The following is a 19,471-nucleotide window of genomic DNA, read 5'->3' as shown; positions in this document are numbered from 1 at the left end:
TCCTCATCCGCCAGAACCACCTCGACCGTCGGCCGACCCATACGCGCCATGAACCCAGCCTACTTCTGCAATGAAATAAAGACTCAAGACACTAGCTTGTTGTTCAACCTCGCAGCACTAGGCGGCCCGGCTCAGAAAGGCGAGCCGGGCCCGCTTCTCCGGCTTCTCGATCTCCGGGCCGAGCTCGAAGCCGGCCCGGACCAGCCGGGCGACCGCCTTCTCGTTGCGGGCGTCGGGCTCGGCGACGATCCGCCGGTGGGCGGGATCGCTGAAGACGTAGCCGATGAGTACGGAGAGCAGCACGCCGGTGAACCCCGGTTCGGTGGTGCCGGTGGGGCCGACCAGCAGGTGGACTCCGTGGTCGCCGGGCTGCACGTCGTAGCACTCGCCGAGCGGGTCGGCGTCCGGTTCGTACGTCTGGAAGAGGGCGACGGGTTCGCCGTCGCGGTGGACCAGATAGGCGTGGTGCGTGGTGAGCGAGTCAAGGAACTCGTAGGTCTCCAGGACCTGTTCACGGCTGTATTCGCCCATGCCCCAGAAACGGGCGCGTTCCTCGGTGACCCAGGTGTGGAGCAGGTCGAGGTCGCCTGCCGGGTCGACGGGGACGAGGCGGACGGAGCCGAAGCCGTCGGCCTCCCGCTCGTACACACGGGGCTCGGCGCTGGTCTCGGCGCTCATCTCGGGGTCTCCTCTTCTCGGTGCAGCAGGTTCCAGTCCGTGACGACGGGGACGAGTTCTCCCCGTACCCACAACGGGAGTTGATCGCGGTGGTGGGGGTCCCCCGGGACCCCGGACGCCCCGAGCGGGACCACCCACAAGCTGTCCTCGCGCCGCGCCAGGTCCCATACGTAGCGGGCGGCCGGGCCGCGGGCGCTGTGGTCGGTGACGCCGGGGACGCTGGACGTGGACAGGACGCAGTCGTGGTCGCCCGCGAGCCCCGGCCAGGTCTCTCCGGGGTGCGTGCCGGGCAGCGCCTGCCAGGGCGCGAGCCGGTGCACCTCGCCCCAGGGACGGGGTATTTCCTCACCCGCGACCTGCTCCACGGCGCCCGTGACCACCGCCAGCCGTTCCGCGTGCGTCAGCGGTCCGCCGGTCCCCGTCAGCAGCCCCTCCAGCGCGTACGCGATCCTCGGCACCGTCGCGAGCCAGGGGCGGAAGAGATCCGGGTACGGATCCGAGTGCGCCGACCCGTTCAGCGGAGCGAGCGCCGGGTGGGCGGCCAGCCGGTGCACGACCTCCGCGCGCAGCGCCGCGTACAGCGTGGCGTCCGTGCTGTCGGCGTCCATCCGCCGGTCCCAGCGCAGCAGCCGTTCGCGCAGCCGTACGGCCTGCGGGCCGGGCACCGACACCTCTTCCAGCAGCCCCAACAGGGGGCGGGCGGAGGCGAGATGGGTGTCCATGTGGATGTTCGCCATGTCCTTGGCGGTCCAGTGGGCCGATTCGTCGAGCAGTTCCCGTATCCGGTCGGCCCGGTGCGGGGGTGCGAACTCGATGCCGAGCGGGGCGGCGATCTCCCGCTGGTTGGCCATCACCGCCGCGCCGAGGACATCCGCGCGCGGCATCGGCGCGCGGCGGTCCCGCCAGGTGTATGCGGCGTCCCAGGCGGGCACCGTACGCAGCCGATTCTCGCGCGGGCGCACGGGTACGTGTCCGGCGACCCGGTGCAGGGTCGCGCCCGCCGTGTCCGCCGCCAGGACCACATTGACCGGCTCCACCCAGCGGTCGAGCGCGGTGTCGAGCTCGGCGACCGTGCGGGAGCGGAGCATCGCGGGCAGGGCGTCGAAGCCGAGCTCGCCGGTGACGCGGGGCGGGTGGCGGAGACTGACGGCTTCCTCGCCGGTGTCCGGGCCGCCGATGATCACGGGCCCGCGGCAGGTCTCCACGACCTCGACGGTCACGGCGTCGGCGCCCGCCACGTCGATGGTCTCGGTGTGGGCGGCGGCCGGTTCCCAGCCGTCGGGGCCGAGCGCCTCGACGTCACCGGCCGGTGTGCGCCGCAGCCGTTCCCGGTAGAGGTCCTGGTAGTCGGCCATGGCGTTGGTGATCGCCCAGGCGACGTGCCCGGTGTGGCCGAAGTGGGCCAGACCGGGCACGCCGGGGACCGCGAGGCCCACCACGTCGAACTCGGGGCAGGCGAGACGGATCTGCTGGTAGACGCCCGGGTCCTCGATGAACCGGTGCGGGTCGCCCGCGATGATCGGTGCCCCGGTGGCGGTGCGCTCAGGGGTGACGAGCCAGCCGTTGCTGCCGGAGGTACCGGGGCCGTCGGTGGCGAAGAGCTCGATGGCGTCGTCGCCCAGTCGGCGGGCGACCTCCTCGCGCCAGAGCTTGGTGGGAAAGCCCGCGAACAGGATGTGGGTGGAGAGCCAGACGCCGAGCGGGGTCCAGGGCCGCCAGGTTCCCGGCGCGAGGCCGACAGCGGCGAACTCGGGCGCCCTGTCCGCCCCTTCCGTCAGGCCCGCGTTGACGCCGTCGACGTACGACCGCACCCAGTCCGCAGTCCGCGGTGCGGCGCATTCCAGACGCTCGAAGCAGCGTCGGGCGGTGTCGTCCAGCCGGACCCGGCGGGCGAACCGGTCCCATTCGACGGCGTCCGTACCGAGGAACGCGGCGGTGGTGCCCTGCGCCCGGTGCCGTTCGACCTCGATCTGCCAGGCGCGGTCCAGAGCGGCGTTGCGGCCCTGGGCATGGGCGAGTTGACGGATTCCCGGCGCGCGCAGGTGGGGTATGCCCCAGTCGTCCCGGTAGACCTCGTTGCGCATGCCGTTCCCGCCCTTGCTCGACTCCCCCGCTCAGAATTTAGGTTAGCCTAACCTAAATCGGGGCCCTGAGTCGCTGGCGCACGGCCCGCCCGTCACGCCGCTCCGGCTGTCGGCGTCGGTCCTGCACCTTGGGCCGACGCCGGCCAGCGGGCCGACGACCGGGGCACGGGACTTCCAGCCCTCGGTGGCGTAATGGGCGATGCCTCCGGACGATTCGGGGAACATCGCGGCGAGCTCGGTGTAGATCCAGTTGGTGGCCGTGGCCAGCACCATGGAGACCGCCCACAGGACGATGGCGCCCCAGGCGCCGAGACCGCCGATCGACGCACCGAGCGAGGCGACGAGGGCGGCGGGCATCGTCAGCGACATGGCGAAACCGTCGTACCAGCGCATGCGTTTGGCGAGGGCGGGCTGCTCCTGCCCGGTGCCTGCGGTGTCCTCGGACGATCCAGACCCGTGCGGACCAGCCGCACCTCGAAGGCATGGTCGCCGTCCGGGGATCCGGCCGGTTCCGGGGCGGTGAAGCGTTCGGTGTGGACCGGGCCCGTGTGCAGTGCGCGCACGGCGTCGAGCAGGCCGCCGGGGCCGCACGCGTACACCGTCGCGTCCGGCGCCGCGGCGGATCGCCGCCTTCGCCGACCCGGGCCACCTGCGCACCGGCCGACTGGCGCTGCTCTTCCTCCGGGTCGCCCCCGCCCACCACGACGCGGTGGTGGCCGCACTCTGCCGTCACCCGGAGATCAGCCACGTCTCCACGATGCTGGGCAGAGCCGATGTCTTCGCCCAGGTTCTCGTCCAGGACGACAACGAGCTGTGGAGGTTCCTGCAGAACCAGGTGCGCCCGTTGGAAGGGGTCCTGGGCACCGAGGCGGTGCTCGAAGTGGCCGTCCACAAGCTGTGGTTCAACGGCCGGGTGCCGCTGTCACCGACCTCCGCGCCATGAATCGCCACGCATCGCACTGACTGGGGAACGAATCCCCGGTCCGGCTCCTCTGTGGGGTGACGCATCCCGTCACCCGTTCTTCGCAGAGGAGCCGTCATGCGCCCGACCCGCCCCACCGCCACCGCGCTCGCCACCGCCATCGCCACGGTCCTGACCACGGACGCCCTGCTGCACCTCTTCTGGTCCACCGGCGCCACCTGGCCCGCTCAGGACGTCACGACACTCTCGTACGCGGTACTGGGCGCCGACGTTCCGTTCACCCCGCCGGTCCTGCTTCCCCTGGCCACCATGCTGTTGACCGGATCCGCACTGGTCGTGGCCCGCGCCCGGCTCGGCCGCCGCACCCGCATCGGCCGTCTCCTGCAGGCCGCCACACTGGCCGTCGGCTGCGGTACGGCGGTCCGCGGACTGGCGGGCGTCGCCTGGGCGTTCGGCGTACGGGCGGGTCTCGACGAGGGGGCGGGAGACACGTTCTACTGGCTCAACCTGGCCCTGTACACGCCCCTGTGCCTGGCCATGGCCCTGGCCGCGTTCCGCCTGGCGGCAACGGACGGCTCCACGAAGAACGAGACCGCGACGGAGGAAGCCCCCGCCCGTGTCCGATGACCACGACCGCGCGGTGCTGCTGGTGCGCGCCGCCCAGCGCGGCGACACGATCGCCATGAACGAACTCCTCGACCTCCTCATCCCGTACGCGGGCCGCATCTGCACGCCCATCGCGCTCGCCGACGGACCGGACGCCGTGCAGGAGACCCTGGTCGCCGTCTTCCGCGGTCTGCGGACGCTGAAGGAACCGGCCGCGCTGTACGGCTGGGTGCGCGCGATCGCCTGCCGCGAAGCGGTCCGTGTCGCCCGCCGCGCCGCCCGCGCCGTCCCCGCCGACCTCACCTCGCTGCCCGGCCGCGGCGACCCGCAGCTGGCCGCCGACATCGACGACACCCTCGCCCGGCTCTCCCCCGAACACCGCGCGGTCCTGGTCCTGCGCGACATCGAGGGCTTCGACGAACAGTCCGCCGCCGCACTGCTCGGCCTGCGCGTAGGCACCGTGAAGTCACGTCTGCACCGGGCCCGGGACTCCTTCAGGAAGGCATGGTCGTCATGACCGACAACCACCCCGCCCCGGGCTCCGTCCCGCGGCCCGTCGAAGCCGCCCTCGACCCGGTCCGCCGCCTGCACGCCCTCGCGGCGGGTGTCCGCGGTGCCCGTGTCACCACCCGCGAGGTCGCCGCCCCGTACGACACGATCGCCCCGATCCTCGCGGACCTGGACGGCGAACTGGCCCGCCTGGTCCCGGACATGCGTGGCCTGCGCCTGACCCGCGCGGACGGCGACCGGATCGAGGCCGTGGCCGTGGGCCGCCTCGGCCTGCGGGCCCGTTTCGACGGCATCCGCCGCCCCGGCTGGGTATGGCTGCAGAGCCGCTTCCTCCTGATCGGCATGGCGGCCACCCCGTCCGCCACCGCCCCGGATCACACCCTGGTGGCGTTCACCGGCGGCGTACGCGTCCCGGGCCACGCGGCTCTGCTTCCCGTGGCCGTGGGGCGGGCGGGGCGACGGGTGCTGGAACGGCTGGAGGAGCGGGTGGTGGGGTGACCGCTCAGTCCTCGACGACGAGCGCCGGGGTCTCCTTCGTCAGCACCTCGCCGCGGAAGAACGAGGGGCTCCTGCGCTGCATCACCACCATCAGCACCACACCGAGCAGCAGCAGCCCCACACCGATCACGAACACCGAACCCACCCCGAGGACCGACGAGCCGGAACCGTACGCCGGGTCCCACATGTCGTAGAGGGTCTTGCCGAAGACGGCGGTGAGCAGGATGCCGCCGACCACCGGGAAGAGGCCCTTGAAGACCAGGTCGCGGGCGGAGCGGGTGAGTTCGGCGCGGAAGTACCAGGCGCAGGCGAACGCCGTCAGCGCGTAGTAGAAGCAGATCATGAGGCCGAGCGCGTAGATCGTGTCGACCAGGACGTGCTCGCTGACCAGGGTCATGACCGTGTAGAAGACACCGGTCGCGACGCCCGCCGTGACGGTTGCCCTCCCGGGCGTCTTGAAGCGCGGGTGGACCCGGGCGTACGAGGCGGGCAGGGCCTCGTACGTGGACATGGCCAGCACCGTGCGCGCCACGGGGATGAACGTGGTCTGGAGGCTCGCCGCAGCCGAGGCGAGGACGGCGACGAACAGCAGGATGCCGAGGCCAGGACCCATGATCGGGCCGGCCAGCGCGGCGAAGACGTTGTCGGAGGTGTCCGGGTTGGCCAGGCCGAGACCGGTGGTGCCGGAGCCGACGGCCATCTGGGCGGCGACGCCGGTCGCCAGGTAGGAGCCGACCAGGACGACCATCGCGATGAGTGCGGCGCGGCCGGGGGTCTTCTCGCTGCCGGTCGTCTCCTCGTTGGCGGTGAGGCAGGTGTCCCAGCCCCAGAACATGAAGATCGACAGCGACAGGCCCGCGGTGAAGGCGGCGAAGGACTGCACCGCGAACGGGTTCAGCCACGACCACGAGAAGTGGACCGACGACGCGAAGTCCCCGCTCGTCCCCTTCTGCACCGCCATCGCCACGAACAGGGCGAGGACCACGAGTTGGAGCCCCACCAGCGCGTACTGGATGCCCTTCGTGGCTGTCATCCCCCGATAGCTGATCGCCGTGGCGACCGCGATCAGGATGAGGCAGGTGAGGATGTGGACGGGCTTGTTGTCGTCCAGGGCGGCGATCGAGTCGCTGCCGGTGATCTCGCCCGCGAGCAGCCAGAAGTACGAGGTCGCCACGCCCGCCAGGTTCGACAGGACGATGATCGTGGCGATGACCAGCCCCCAGCCGCACATCCAGCCGACGCGCGGGCCGAATGCCTTCACCGTCCAGGTGAAGGAGGTACCGCAGTCCGGCATGACCTTGTTGAGTTCGCGATAGGCAAAGGCGACCAGCAGCATGGGCAGGAAGCCGGCCAGGAAGACGGCGGGCATCTGGACGCCGACCTCGCCCGCGGTGGAGCCGAGGGTGGACGTGAGGCAGTAGACGGGGGCGACGGTCGAGATGCCGATGACGGCGCTGCCCATCAGGCCGACGGAATTGCCGCCCAGGCCCTTGCCGCGAACACCGCCGTCGGCCGGGGCGGTGCCCCGTCCCGTGTCTCCGGCCTGCGGCCGCACGTCCAGCTGACTCATGAAAAGGACGGTATGCGCTGCGATATCCACATCCGGAGTGCGAGACTCCGGTGGGCCAACCTTGGATTGGGCGACCAATAACCACTAAACGCAGATGAATTAAACACGAGTACAGCAGATCGCCACTCAATCAATGGCTGGGGCTCGATCGAGTCATCGTGCGAGAACCGCAGCACTGTCCGGTTTATGTTGATTCGAAAATTTCCCACGGTTGTCCGTTATCCGGACAGCCGCCCCGCCCCGATGCTCAGCCGGGCCAGACGATCGCCTGGAGTTCGCTGTACGCATGCAGCGCGTACGAACCCACGTCGCGCCCCACCCCGCTCCTCTTGAACCCGCCGAACGGGGCCTCCATGTTCCGGCCGATCGTGTTCACCCCGACCCCGCCCGCGCGCAGCCGCCGCGCCACCCCGAAGGCCCGCGCCACGTCCCCGGACCAGACGTAGTCGATCAGTCCGTAGTCGCTGTCGTTGGCGAGTGCGATGCCCTCCTCCTCGTCGTCGAAGGGGACGACCACGACGACCGGGCCGAAGATCTCCTCACGGACGACCCGCATGTCGTTGGTGCAGTCGGCGAGGAGTGTCGGTGCGACATAGAAGCCGCGGTCGTGTCCTGCCGGTCGCTCGCCGCCCGTGACGACCCGGGCGCCCTCCTTCCGGCCCAGTTCGACGTACGACTCGATGCGGTCGCGGTGGGCGGCGGAGATGACCGGTCCGACGACCGTCCCCTTCGCCGCCGGGTCGCCGACCGGCAGATGACCTGCGTACGCGGTGAGCCTCTCGATCAGCGCGTCGTGGACGCCCCGCTGGACGAGGACGCGCGTCGGAGCCGTGCAGATCTGGCCGCTGTAGAAGGAGAACGTCGTGCCGATGCCCGCCGCCGCCGCGTCCAGGTCGGCGTCGTCGAGGACGACCGCGGCGCCCTTGCCGCCCAGCTCCATCAGCTGTCGCTTCATCCCGCGCCCGCACACTTCGGCGATGCGCTGTCCGACGGCCGTGGAGCCGGTGAAACTGACCATGTCGACGTCCGGGGAGTCGACGGCCGCCTCACCCGCCGCGGGGCCCGAACCGGTGACGACGTTGACGACGCCCGCCGGCACGCCCGCCTCCGCAAGCGCCTCGGCCATCCGGTAGACGGAGAGGGGGTCCTGCGGGGCGGGCTTCACGACGACCGTGTTGCCCATGGCGAGCGCGGGGGCGACCTTGCCGGCCGGATTGGCCCAGGGGTTGTTGTACGAGGTGATGCAGGTGACGACGCCGACCGGCTGGCGTACGGCGAGTGCGCCGAGGACGCCTGCCCTGCCCATCGGTCCGGCCTCGTTGATCTGCGGGGGGATCGCCTCCTCGACCGGTTCCAGGGCGCCCCTCGCATACCGCCGGAAGCGGGCGGCGCCGACGGCGACCTGCATGGACCGGGCCGTTCCCGTCGTCGCGCCGCTCTCCGCCCGCGCGAGTGCGGCGTTGGCGGCGAAGTCGCGCTGCATCAGATCGGCGGCGCGGTCGAGGATCGCCGCACGCTCCTCGGGGCGGGTGCGGGACCATGCGGGGAAGGCTCCGCGGGCCGCGGCGGCCGCCGCGTACACCTGCGCGCGGCTCGCCTCGGGTGCGAGACCGACGACGTCCTCCGTGGCCGGGTTGATCACCTCGTAGTGACCGTCGTCGGGTTCGGTCCACTCGCCGCCGATGAAGAGGCGCTGGGGTGTGGTCACTGGGTGCTCACCGTCCGGGTGTCGCGGCCGGAGCGGAGCACCGTGCCGGGGACCGCACCGGTCACCTTGTCGTCGCGCAGCGTCTCCACGCCGTTGACGCGGACCGACACGATGCCGATGGCCTTGGAGTCGAGGCGCGGGCTGTCGCCGGGCAGATCGTGTACGAGGGTGGCGGGCCCGGCGTCGATGCGTTCGGGGTCGAAGAGGACGAGGTCGGCGTGGAAGCCCTCCTGGATCCGGCCGCGGTCACGCAGCCCGAACAGCCGGGCGGGGTCGTCGGTGAGCATTCTGACGGCGGCGGCCAGGGAGACGAGTTTCCGGCCGCGCAGGCAGTCGCCGAGGAAGCGGGTGGTGTACGGGGCTCCGCACATCCGGTCCAGATGGGCGCCCGCGTCGGAGCCGCCGAGCATGACGTCCTCGTGTTCCCAGGTCTGCTGCCGCAGCGCCCAGGAGTCCGGGTCGTTGTCGGTGGGCATGGGCCACAGCACCGTACGGAGCCGGTCGGCGGCGCAGATCTCGACGAGGCAGTGGAAAGGGTCCTGGCCGCGCTCGGCAGCGATGTCACGGACGACGCGCCCGCTGAGCCCCTCGTTCGCCGCGCTGTACGTGTCGCCGATGACGTACCGGCCGAAGTCGGCGAGGCGGCGGAAAACTCCTGCCTCCTTGCTGTCCGCGCGGCGGAGCATCTCGGCGCGGGTGCCTGCGTCGCGGAGCCGTTCGATCCGCTCGGGGACGGGGAGGGAGAGGATCTCGCCCCAGCCGGGGATGAGATTGAGGGCGCAGAAGGTGCCGAGCGACATGTTCATGGGGGTGAGGATCGGCATGGTGAGGGCGACGATCCGGCCGCCCGCGCGGCGGGCCCGTTCGCTGGGAACGAGCTGGCGCGGTACCCGTTCGGGGACGGCGGCGTCGATGGTGAGGACGTTCCAGTTCAGGGGGCGTCCGGCGGTCGCGGTCATGTCGACGAGGAGGTCGATCTCGTCGTCGGAGAACTGGTCGAGGCAGCCCGCGACGATCGCTTCGAGCTGGGTGCCTTCGTGTTCGCCGACGGCTCGGGAGAGCGCGAGGAGTTCTTCGGGGAGGGCGTGCCGGGAGGCGACGGGCCTGCCGTCGCCGTCGGAGTGGGTGGCGGACTGGGTGGTGGAGAGCCCCCACGCGCCGGCCTCCATGGCGTCGTGGAGGAGGCGCAGCATCGCGTCGAGCTGGGCCGGGGTGGGCTGTCCGCCCACAGCGTCGGCACCCATGACGTGCCGTCGCAGGGCGCAGTGACCCACCATGAACCCGGCGTTGACCGCGATGCGTCCTTCGAGGGCGTCGAGGTACTCGCGGAAGCTGGACCAGGACCAGTCGACGCCTTCCTCCAACGCCTTGAGGGCCATGCCCTCGACCTTGGACATCATGCGGCGCGTGTAGTCGGCGTCCTCGGGACGGTCGGGGTGGAGGGGGGCGAGGGTGAAGCCGCAGTTGCCGCCGGCGACGGTGGTGACGCCGTGGTTCATGGAGGGGGTGGCGTACGGGTCCCAGAAGAGCTGGGCGTCGTAGTGGGTGTGGGGGTCGACGAAGCCGGGGGCGAGCACGAGTCCGGTGGCGTCCTCCGAGGTCACGGCCTCCTCGATGAGGGTGCCGGGCTCGGCGATGACGGCGATGCGGCCGTCGCGGATGCCGAGGTCGGCGGTGTACGAGGGAGCGCCGGTGCCGTCCACGACGGTCGCTCCGCGGATGAGGTGGTCGAGCATGACGGGTTCCCTTCTGCCGTGGGTGTGCAGCCGGGGTGCGTACGACCGCGGTACGCACCCCGGCTCGCGGAGCGACGGTCCGGGAAGACGCCGCTCGTGTGGGGGCGGGGATGGTCCTGCGGGGCTGTCCCCCACCCGCCCCCTCCCGCAACCAGGGGAGGAGCCCCGGTTCCGGGAAGGGGCGGGTGCGCGAACGGGCCCGCCGCAGGCGCCCTGGGCTACGCCGCCTCGCGGAACCGCGTCGTGCGGTGCACCGGATCCGTATCGATCTTCGGAATCACGTGCTCACCGATCAGCCGGATCGAGTTCATCGTGTCCTCGGGACTGATTCCGATCGGCAGCCCGAAACTCAGCTGATCCGCCCCCGCCTGCTCCCACCGCTTGCACTGCCGCAGCACCTCGTCCGGATCCCCGCAGATCATCAGCTCCTCGGCGATCAGCAGCTCGATGATCTCCTCGCTGTACTCGGGCAGCAGCTCCGGCCACTGCGGAATGCCCTCGGGCCGCGGGAACGTGTCGTGGTAGCGGAACAGCAGCGACTGGAGGTAGTTCAGCCCGCCGCCGACCGCGATCTCGACCGCCTTGGCGTGCGTCTCGGCGCAGATGGCCGTGGACGTCACCATGACGTTGTCGTTGACGAAGCCACCGACCGGCTCCGCGTCCTTGACGGCCGTCTTGTACGACTCGACGACCCACTCCATGTCCGAGACCTTCTGCACGCTGAAGCCCAGCACACCGAGGCCCTTCCGCCCCGCCATGGCGTACGAGGAGGGCGACCCCGCCGCGTACCACATCGCCGGATGGGACGTCCCGTACGGCTTCGGCAGGATTTTGCGGGGCGGCAGTGACCAGTGCTTGCCCTGGAAACCGACGTACTCGTCCTGGAGCCACATCTTGGGGAACTCGGCGATGGTCTCTTCCCAGAGTTCCTTGGTGTGGTTCATGTCGGTGATGCCCGGCATGAACCCGAGGATCTCGTGGCTGCCGGCCCCGCGCCCCGAGCCGAACTCGAAGCGGCCTTCCGACAGATGGTCGAGCATGGCGACCTTCTCGGCGACCTTCACGGGGTGGTTGACGGGGGCGAGGGGATTGAAGATGCCGGATCCGAGGTGGATCCGTTCCGTGGCGTGCGCGAGGTACCCCAGGTACACGTCGTTGGCCGAGAGATGCGAGTACTCCTCCAGGAAGTGGTGCTCGGAGGCCCAGGCGTACTTGAAACCGGACCTGTCCGCCTGGATGACGTACTCGGTCTCCTCGATCAGCGCCTTGTGCTCTGCCTCGGGGTCGGCCTCGGCGCGCGCGGCGGGCACGTACCCCTGTACAAACAGCCCGAATTCCAAGGAGGTTCACCGTCCTCAATCATTTCTGACACACCGTCAGATTGTGATGCGACCGACTGTTCCACCGGCCGCCCGACCCGTCAATACCTGACGCATCGCCAGCTCCCCTGCCCTCAGAACAGACTCACCCCGGCCAGCCACCCGCCGTCGATGACGAACGGCTGCCCGGTGATGTACGAGGAGTCCTCCGAGGTCAGGAAGAGCGCCAGGGCCGCGACCTCCTCCGGCTGCCCGATCCGCCCCAGCGGCACGAGCTTCCTGTAGAGCTCCGCCACCGCCGCCCGGGATTCCTCCGGGTCCGCGGTCGGATCGAGTGCGGCCGGGTTCGTCATCGCCGTGTCCACGGCCCCCGGGCACACCGCGTTGACCCGTATCCCCCTGCCCGCGAGCTCCACCGCCGCGACCCTGGTCAGCCCGAGCACGGCATGCTTGGTCGCGGCGTACGCGCCGACGAAGGCCATGCCGGTGAGCCCGGTGTACGAGGCGGTGTTGACGATCGTCCCGCCGCCCGCGGCCTCGATCTCCGGCGCGATGTTCTTGATCCCCAGGAACGCGCCCACCTGATTGACCTGCACCACCTGCTGGAACTCCTCCAGAGGGGTGGTCACCAGTTCGTTGAACCGGAGAATCCCCGCGTTGTTGACCAGGCCGTCGATCTTCCCGAAGGCGTCCCTGGCGGCGGCGACCGCGCCCTGCCACTCCTCCTCCCGGCTCACATCGAGATGCACGAACCGGGCGACCCCCTCCCCCAGCTCCTTCGCCAGCGCCTCCCCCTGGTCGTCGAGCACATCGGCGATCACCACCCGAGCACCCTCCGCGACGAAGAGCCGCGCCTCCTGCTCGCCCTGCCCGCGTGCGGCGCCGCTGATGAGGACGGTGCGCCCATCCAGCTTGCCCATGTCCGTACTCCTTACTGCTGGTCGAGGTATGGAGCGACATCGGCGGCGAACGCCGCCATCTGATCGGTCAGTTCGCCGCGGCTCCGGCTGCGGAACCGCACCTGGATCTGGTGCACCCCCATCGCCCCGTACGCGCGCAGCGACTCGGCGACGGCCTCCGGCTTCCCGCTGAGCGTGCGCCGCCCCACGGCCCACGCCGGTTCCCCCACGTACAGCGGCTCGGTGATGGCGCCGACGACCAGCGGCGCCTCGATACCGGCCTCCTCCCGCAATGCCCGCACCCTGGTGATCTGCTGCGGCAGCCGGTCCCTGGGATCCCCCTGCGGCAGCCACCCGTCACCCCGCAGCGCGGCCCGGCGCACGGCGGCGGGCGAGGAACCGCCCACCCAGACCGGAACCCGCTCCTGCGCGGGCCGCGGCCGCTGCCCGAGCCCGCTGAACGAGAACCGTTCTCCGGCGAACTCCGGGTACTCCTCCGGCCCGAGCGCCGCCTTCAGCGCGTCGACGGTCTCGTCGAGCACGGCCCCGCGCCCGTCGAAGTCCGCCCCGAGCGCCTCGAACTCCTCCCGCACATGCCCGGCCCCGACCCCGAGGATCAGCCGACCGCCGGACAGATGGTCGAGCGTGGCGTACTGCTTGGCGGTGGCGAGCGGATGACGCAGCCCGACGACGGCGACATGACTCATCAGCAGGACCCGCTCGGTGATCCCGGCGAGAAAGGCGAGGGTGGCCACCGGGTCGTACCAGACGGTGCTCATGACATCGGCGAGCCGCCGGGGAATCGCGACGTGGTCGCAGCTCGCCAGATAGGCGAAGCCGGTGCGGTCGGCGGTGCGGGCGATCTCGGCGAGATCACCGGGCCCGGCCGAGGCCTCCCACGCTTCCGCATAGATGGTGCTCTGCGACTGGACCGGGAGCTGCATCCCGTACGACAGCCGCCCGGTGGGCAGTATCGGCACCGGGTCGCCTCCCTTCCTCCGTGTCCCGCCCCGACGGAACTGACGCTTCGTCATGTGTCGAGGCGGGTGCCATCGTCGTACCTGACGATGCATCAGACAAGAGAGGGGGGAGAAGAACAGCGGATCCGTCACTCCGGCCGGTCGTGGACGGCGTGCCGCGCGTCGTCGAGGCGGTCGAGCGCCTGACCTCGGCAGGTGCGACGGTGGCGCGCGAGCACGACATGGACGGACCCGCTCACGTGGAGGTGGCCGAGCCGGAAGGCAACGAGTTCTGCGTGCTCCGAGTCCCGCTCCGTCACTCCGTGCGTGATCCACCGGGCGATGTCTGCACATCGCGGCGGAACAGGGCCGTCCACAGGAACGGTTCACCGAAGTACGGGGACTCGGGCGCTTCGTCGTGCATGCGGCGCAGTTCGACCTCCGTCAGACCGGAGAAGATCCGGCGCAGGGAATCCGGTGTGTAGGCGAGCCCGCCGTGGAGGCCCTTCTGGCGGTAGAACTCCGCGTCCGGGAGTTCGGAGCCCATTGCTCCGGCTGCGAAGCAGGTGAGGGCCAGATGGCCGCCCGGGGCGAGGGCGCGGTCGAGCAGGGCGAGGTAGCTGACGCGGCGGTGCGGCGGCAGATGATGGAAGCAGCCGGAGTCGTAAATCAGGTCGTACGGTCCGTCCAATTCGGCCTCGGTGAGGGCGAAGGCGTCACCGCAGCGGAACCGGATGTCGGCACCGGCTTCGCGGGCGCGCTCCTTCGCCCAGGAGATGGCTGCCGGGGAGAGGTCGACGGCGTCCACCTGAAAGCCCAGGGAGGCGAGATGGAGGGCGTTGCGCCCCGGACCGCACCCGAGGTCGAGCGCACGGCCCGGCGTGATCAGGGATCGGTCGAGGTACGAGACCAGGTTCTCGTCCGGCTTCGCCACGAAGAACGGCACGGGCTTCGAACGGTCGGTGTAGAAACCGTCCCACCAGCCGGCCCCGTCCGCCGTCCAGCGATCGGCCTCCGGCGCGAACAGGCCGTCCAGCAGCTTCAATACGTCGTCGACCGTGCGTATGTTCCGGTCCATCGGATCCCCTTTCACGATGGGGAAACGATAGGGCTGCGCACCGTAAAAGCCCAGCTCAGAGGCGATCGCGCGGAGTCTCGGACGGCCGTCCGAGAGGCTGCGCGGGGCTGCCGCACCATCACCCCTGCGGCCATGGCCGCAGCGTTGCCCACACCCCCGCCGGAGGCCGTCAAGGCGGCATTCCCGATGACGCTCGCGCACGTTTCCGGACTGAATTTGCGCGCGGACTCCGTGTGCTGTCCCGCCCCGCGCACACCCTTGTCCCGGCGGTCCTGCCCGCCCCCTCCCGGGGAACGGGCGGGACCACCCACCGGACCGGGGTCAGCAGTTCGGAATGACCGTGCCGTTGTTGTCGCGCGCCTCGTCGTTGCCCCAGCGTGAGAGGTAGTACGCGGAGACGTACGCGCCGCGACCGTTCTTGCCCGCGTAGACCGTGTCCAGGTCGGTCTTCAGCCACCAGTGGTTGTAGGCACTGCCCGAGCCGACCTGGGCACCCCACACCTTGCAGTAGACGTAGTTCGTGCCCGCGTTCAGTACGCCCTGTGCGTCAACGGTGTTGGCTGCGGCGTAGCCCGTCGCGTTGGCGAACGTGTCCACCCAGTACTTCCCGCCACCACAACCGTTGTCGCTCGTCAGGTACTTGCTGTAGTACGAGCCGGGGTACGGGGCCAGCGACTGGCCGTTGATCGCGATGGTCTGACCGACACCGTTGTACAGCTGCTCGTAGTGGATGTGGGCGCCGGAGCTGTTGCCGGTCGTGCCCGTCACGCCGATCTGCCGGCCCTGGGAGACCGAGGCGCCGTCGGCGACGGAGTACGAGGAGAGGTGGAAGTAGTAGGTCTGCCACCCGCCGCCGTGGTCGATCACGATGTAGTTGCCCGCGCCGCTGGGCTGGGAGTAGCGGTGTGCGGTCCCGCCCGACGAGGCGAGGACCGGGGTCCCGGCGGTGGCCCCGCCGTCCGTGCGGACGAAGTCGAGCGCCGATCTGACCTCCGCCGAATGGTGGCTGTAGGTCCAGGTCTGGCCGCAGGGGAACGGTGCCTTGAAGTTCGGCGCCGCTGCGGCGGGAGTCGCGGTGAGCAGTCCTGCGAGCAGAGCCACGAGGGCCAGCAGGGCGATACGTAGGGATCGCATACGTCCTCCGAGTCGAATCCGGGCGTGGAGTGCGGTGCGGGGCATCAATCCGGGTTGAACGGGCTCAAGAGTGCCGGAGTTTCAGCCTCCCCCATAGACCCACCGGGCCCGGAGGACGTATGCGTGGGGCCCTAAGAGGAGCTCACAAAATGGGAGTCCGATCAGCTCGCGGCGTCTGGTGCGTGCGATCGCAAGGCGCTGGAAGGTCCTCGGACGGGGTCTCCCCTGCTCGAACGAAGCCGAGAGCTCGGGGAAGGAGCTACTAGGGCATTTCGGCAACGCAGCGAGCGTGCGTGCCAGGCGTCGCGAGCCGGGCGCCCATTTTGTGAGCTCCTCTAAGTCGCGAACGGGCGGCAGCGGTGGCCTACTTCCGGTACAGCGCCTCGATCTCCGCCGCGAAGTCCCGTGCGATGGCGTCCCGCTTCAGCTTCAGCGACGGCGTCAGATGCCCGCGCTCCTCCGTGAAGTCCACCGGCAGCACGGCGAACTTACGGATCGACTCGGCGCGTGAGACCAGGCGGTTGGCCTCGTCGACCGCCCGCTGAAGCGCGGCGTGAAGCTCCTCGTCCGCCACCAGTTCGCTGAGCGGCACACCCTGCTTCTTGCGCATCTGCCGCCAGTGCGCGAGCCCGTCCGCCTCCAGGGTGATCAGGGCGGTGACGAAGGAGCGGTTGTCGCCGACCACCATGCACTGGCTGACCAGCGGGTGCGCGCGCAGCCAGTCCTCCAGTGGGGCGGGAGTGACGTTCTTGCCGCCCGACGTGATGATGATGTCCTTCTTGCGACCCGTGATCGTGAGGTAGCCGTCCTCGTCGAGGGCGCCCAGGTCACCGGTGGGGAACCAGCCGCCGTCCAGCGCGGGGACCGCCGCACCGCGTTCGTTGTCCCAGTAGCCGGTGAACACCTGACCGCCGCTGAGCAGCACCTCGCCGTCGTCCGCGATCCGTACGGCGGTGCCCGGCAGCGGCCAGCCGACCGTGCCGAGTCGTGGCCTGAGCGGCGGGGTGACGGTGGCGGCAGCGGTGGTCTCCGTCAGCCCGTACCCCTCGAAGATCTCGATGCCCGCGCCCGAGTAGAACGCGGCGAGCCGCCGGCCCAGCGGGGAGCCGCCGCAGATCGCGTACCGGACGTGGCCGCCGAGCGCGGCCCGTATCCGCCGGTAGACCAGCGGGTCGTACAGCGCACGGGCTGCTCGCAGCCCCCAGCCCGGTCCGGGTCCGGTGCCGTGTTCGGCGGCCTCGACGGCCTGCCCGTACCGCTGGGCGATCCGCGCGGCTCGGTCGAACGACGAGGCGCGGCCCATCTTCTCGGCGGTGGCCCGGCCGGTGTTGTAAACCTTCTCCAGCACATACGGGATGGCCAGCAGGAAGGAGGGCCGGAAGCCCGCCAGGTCGGCGAGGAGGTCCTCGGTCCGGATGGACGGGGCGTGGCCGAGGCGGACCCGGGCGCGCAGACAGCCGATCGCGACCATCCGCCCGAAGACGTGCGACAGGGGCAGGAAGAGCAACGTCGAGGCGGGGTACTTGCTGACCGACTTGAAGACGGGGTGAAGGAGTTCGATGGCGTTGTCGACCTCGGCGAAGAAGTTGCCGTGGGTCAGGACGCAGCCCTTGGGGCGCCCTGTGGTGCCCGAGGTGTAGATGAGGGTGGCGGGTGTCCCGGGTTCCAGGGTGGACCGGCGGGCGGCGACGGCGTCGTCGGGGACGTCCTTGCCGAGCGTCTTCAGCCGGCCGAGGGCGCCGGTGCCGAACTGCCAGAGGTGGGTGAGATCGCCGAGTTGCTTGCGCTCCTGGCTGATCATCCGGCCCTGTTCCGCCGTCTCGACGGCGCAGGCGACGGCGCCGGAGTCCTGGAGGATCCAGCGGGCCTGGAAGGCGGAGGAGGTCGGGTAGATGGGGACGGTGACAAGTCCGGCGGCCCATCCGGCGAAGTCGAGCAGCGTCCATTCGTACGTCGTACGGGCCATGATCGCGATCCGGTCGCCGACCCGCAGGCCCTCCGCGATCAGTCCCTTGGCGACGGCATGCACCTCGTCGGCGAACTGCGCCGCCGTCACGTCCTGCCAGCTGCCGTCGGGTTGCTTGCGACTGAGGACGGCGTCGGCCGGTGCCTCACGGGCGTTGTCGAAGGGGATCTCGGCGAGCGAGCCGCGCCGTACGGGCGGCGCGAACGCGGGTACGGAGACCTGGCGCACGGAACCGTCCGCCGCCCTGATCTTCGTCGGCTCGACCAGGGCGGGTGCGGGGGACGTCACGGCGGGTGCGGTGGCGGAAGCGGGCGTGGACACGAGCGGCTCCTCGACTCGGGGGCGGGCGGTGCGCCGGTTCTGTCCGGCGACCGTCTCGTCCCCGGTCGCCGAACGGTCTTGCACAGATCCTCAGCCGCGCCGGACGACCTGACGCCGGGCGGGCTCGATACGTCAGGGCGTCACGGGCGTCACAGGCGTTCCAGGATCGCGGTGACTCCCTGGCCGCCCGCGGCGCAGATCGAGATCAGCCCGCGGCCCGGCGCTCCCCGTTCCGCCAGCAGTTTGGCAAGCGTGGCGACGATCCGTGCCCCGGTCGCCGCGAACGGGTGCCCGGTGGCGAGGGACGATCCGGCCACGTTCAGCTTCTCCCGGTCGACCGGGGCGAGCCCCTGCTTCTCCCAGGCGGCCAGGGTGGCAAGCACCTGGGAGGCGAAGGCTTCGTGGATCTCGAAGAGATCGAAGTCCTCGATACCCAGCCCGGCACGCTCCAGCATCCGCGGTACGGCGTACGCGGGTGCCATCAGGAGTCCGTCCTCACCGCTCACGTGGTCGACGGCGGCGGTCTCGTACAGCGACAGGTACGCGAGCGGCTCCAGCCCGCGCGTCCGCGCCCACTCCTCGCTCGCCAGCAGCACGGTGGCGGCGCCGTCCGTGAGCGGGGTCGAGTTGCCCGCGGTCATCGTCGCGTCCGGGTGGTCGGCACCGAACACCGGCCGCAGCGCGGCAAGTTTCTCGACGGTGGAGCCGGGGCGGAGGTTCTGGTCGCGGGCGAGCCCGAGGTGGGGAACGACGAGGTCGTCCAGGAAGCCCCGCTCGTACGCGGCGGCGAGCCGCTGGTGGCTGGTGGCGGCGAGGAGGTCCTGGTCGGCGCGGCCGATGTCCCACTGGCGCGCGGTGATCGCCGCGTGGTCGCCCATCGAGAGTCCGGTGCGGGGTTCGGCGTTGCGCGGGACGTCCGGCACGAGGTGCCGGGGACGTATGCCCGCAAGTGCCCTGACCCGCCCGCCGGTCGACTTCGCCCGCCGGGCCGCCAGCAGCAGCCTGCGCAGGTGGTCGTTGACGCCGAGTGGCGCGTCGCTCGTGGTGTCGGTGCCACCCGCGATCGCGGAGTCGACCGCACCGAGCGTGATCTTGCCCGCGGCCGCGATGACGGCCTGGAGACCGGTGCCGCAGGCCTGCTGGATGTCGTACGCGGGGGTGCGCGGGTCGAGCGCCGAGCCGAGGACGGTCTCGCGGGCCAGGTTGAAGTCCCGGCTGTGCTTGAGGACGGCGCCCGCCACGAACTCGCCGACCTGCTGCCCCTGGAGCCCGAACCGCTCGACGAGTCCGTTCAGCGCGGCGGTGAGCATGTCCTGGTTGGAGGCCTGCGCGTACGGGCCGTCGGAGCGCGCGAACGGGATGCGGCTGCCGCCGATGACCGCGACCCGGCGCGGCTGCGGGAGAGCGAGGGGGATCAACTCGACCAACTCATCTCGACCAGCTCCTGACCCTTGAGTAACCTTACTCTGGAGTAAATCTACGA

Annotated in this window: 15 protein-coding genes and 2 pseudogenes; 5 read left to right on the top strand and 12 right to left on the bottom strand. The window is 70.7% G+C overall.

All coding sequences use genetic code 11. The features are described 5' to 3' along the window. Positions 1-117 precede the first annotated feature (117 nt). Together ACFU8W_RS33770 and ACFU8W_RS33765 are read right to left on the bottom strand one after the other, a co-directional pair. Positions 118-2,762: pseudogene (locus ACFU8W_RS33770) on the bottom strand (GNAT family N-acetyltransferase). 42 nt (positions 2,763-2,804) lie between these two features. Continuing rightward, positions 2,805-3,131 carry a hypothetical protein gene (locus ACFU8W_RS33765; protein ID WP_384045417.1) on the bottom strand — a complete coding sequence of 109 codons (327 nt, stop codon included), beginning with the start codon at positions 3,129-3,131 and terminating at the stop codon, positions 2,805-2,807. 184 nt (positions 3,132-3,315) lie between these two features. Between ACFU8W_RS33765 and ACFU8W_RS33760 the strand changes: the two genes are divergently transcribed. The 4 genes from ACFU8W_RS33760 to ACFU8W_RS33745 all read left to right on the top strand — a co-directional run bounded on the left by ACFU8W_RS33760 (position 3,316) and on the right by ACFU8W_RS33745 (position 5,298). Then, the gene (locus tag ACFU8W_RS33760) at positions 3,316-3,705 is read left to right on the top strand and encodes an Lrp/AsnC family transcriptional regulator (RefSeq protein ID WP_384045414.1); all 390 of its coding nucleotides are present in this window, start codon (positions 3,316-3,318) and stop codon (positions 3,703-3,705) included. Positions 3,706-3,801: 96 nt separating this feature from the next. Continuing rightward, positions 3,802-4,311 (top strand): DUF3995 domain-containing protein, encoded by a 510-nt coding sequence (locus tag ACFU8W_RS33755; RefSeq protein ID WP_384045409.1) that lies wholly within the window; start codon positions 3,802-3,804, stop codon positions 4,309-4,311. Continuing rightward, positions 4,301-4,807, top strand: a complete 507-nt coding sequence (locus ACFU8W_RS33750) for an RNA polymerase sigma factor (RefSeq protein ID WP_384045406.1) — start codon at positions 4,301-4,303, stop codon at positions 4,805-4,807. Before ACFU8W_RS33755 ends, ACFU8W_RS33750 begins: the two co-directional genes overlap by 11 nt. Continuing rightward, the gene (locus ACFU8W_RS33745; protein ID WP_384045402.1) at positions 4,804-5,298 is read left to right on the top strand and encodes a hypothetical protein; all 495 of its coding nucleotides are present in this window, start codon (positions 4,804-4,806) and stop codon (positions 5,296-5,298) included. The genes ACFU8W_RS33750 and ACFU8W_RS33745 overlap by 4 nt, the downstream gene beginning before the upstream one ends. A gap of 4 nt (positions 5,299-5,302) precedes the next feature. On the opposite strand, the gene ACFU8W_RS33740 is transcribed toward ACFU8W_RS33745, so the two are convergent. The 6 genes from ACFU8W_RS33740 to ACFU8W_RS33715 all read right to left on the bottom strand — a co-directional run bounded on the left by ACFU8W_RS33740 (position 5,303) and on the right by ACFU8W_RS33715 (position 13,510). Then, the gene (locus tag ACFU8W_RS33740; protein ID WP_384045399.1) at positions 5,303-6,868 is read right to left on the bottom strand and encodes an APC family permease; all 1,566 of its coding nucleotides are present in this window, start codon (positions 6,866-6,868) and stop codon (positions 5,303-5,305) included. A gap of 247 nt (positions 6,869-7,115) precedes the next feature. After that, a complete protein-coding gene (locus tag ACFU8W_RS33735) occupies positions 7,116-8,576 on the bottom strand; it encodes an aldehyde dehydrogenase family protein (protein ID WP_384045396.1) in 1,461 nt (486 codons plus the stop codon). Next, complete coding sequence (locus ACFU8W_RS33730; RefSeq protein WP_384045393.1) at positions 8,573-10,312, bottom strand: amidohydrolase family protein; 1,740 nt, start codon at positions 10,310-10,312, stop codon at positions 8,573-8,575. The genes ACFU8W_RS33735 and ACFU8W_RS33730 overlap by 4 nt, the downstream gene beginning before the upstream one ends. A gap of 218 nt (positions 10,313-10,530) precedes the next feature. Then, positions 10,531-11,652, bottom strand: a complete 1,122-nt coding sequence (locus ACFU8W_RS33725; RefSeq protein ID WP_345517600.1) for an LLM class flavin-dependent oxidoreductase — start codon at positions 11,650-11,652, stop codon at positions 10,531-10,533. A gap of 113 nt (positions 11,653-11,765) precedes the next feature. After that, positions 11,766-12,551, bottom strand: coding sequence for an SDR family NAD(P)-dependent oxidoreductase (locus ACFU8W_RS33720; RefSeq protein WP_384045390.1), 786 nt, complete (start codon positions 12,549-12,551; stop codon positions 11,766-11,768). A gap of 11 nt (positions 12,552-12,562) precedes the next feature. Next, complete coding sequence (locus ACFU8W_RS33715; RefSeq protein WP_384045387.1) at positions 12,563-13,510, bottom strand: LLM class F420-dependent oxidoreductase; 948 nt, start codon at positions 13,508-13,510, stop codon at positions 12,563-12,565. A gap of 20 nt (positions 13,511-13,530) precedes the next feature. Between ACFU8W_RS33715 and ACFU8W_RS33710 the strand changes: the two are divergent. Then, positions 13,531-13,731, top strand: a pseudogene (locus ACFU8W_RS33710) (hypothetical protein); the annotation flags it as partial. Positions 13,732-13,805: 74 nt separating this feature from the next. On the opposite strand, the gene ACFU8W_RS33705 reads toward ACFU8W_RS33710, so the two are convergent. The 4 genes from ACFU8W_RS33705 to ACFU8W_RS33690 form a co-directional block, all read right to left on the bottom strand. Further along, positions 13,806-14,567, bottom strand: coding sequence for a class I SAM-dependent methyltransferase (locus ACFU8W_RS33705; RefSeq protein ID WP_384045384.1), 762 nt, complete (start codon positions 14,565-14,567; stop codon positions 13,806-13,808). Positions 14,568-14,888: 321 nt separating this feature from the next. Beyond that, positions 14,889-15,701, bottom strand: a complete 813-nt coding sequence (locus ACFU8W_RS33700; RefSeq protein ID WP_266984565.1) for a M23 family metallopeptidase — start codon at positions 15,699-15,701, stop codon at positions 14,889-14,891. Between the two features lie 364 nt (positions 15,702-16,065). Next, positions 16,066-17,988 (bottom strand): AMP-dependent synthetase/ligase, encoded by a 1,923-nt coding sequence (locus ACFU8W_RS33695; protein ID WP_384045381.1) that lies wholly within the window; start codon positions 17,986-17,988, stop codon positions 16,066-16,068. 149 nt (positions 17,989-18,137) lie between these two features. After that, positions 18,138-19,415 (bottom strand): acetyl-CoA C-acetyltransferase, encoded by a 1,278-nt coding sequence (locus ACFU8W_RS33690; RefSeq protein WP_384045379.1) that lies wholly within the window; start codon positions 19,413-19,415, stop codon positions 18,138-18,140. Positions 19,416-19,471 lie beyond the last annotated feature (56 nt).

Source organism: Streptomyces sp. NPDC057565 (assembly GCF_042801455.1).
GTDB classification, from domain to species: Bacteria; Actinomycetota; Actinomycetes; order Streptomycetales; family Streptomycetaceae; genus Streptomyces; species Streptomyces yanii.
The sequence above is the reverse complement of the archived record's forward strand: the minus strand, read 5'-3'. Positions and strand labels throughout refer to the sequence as shown.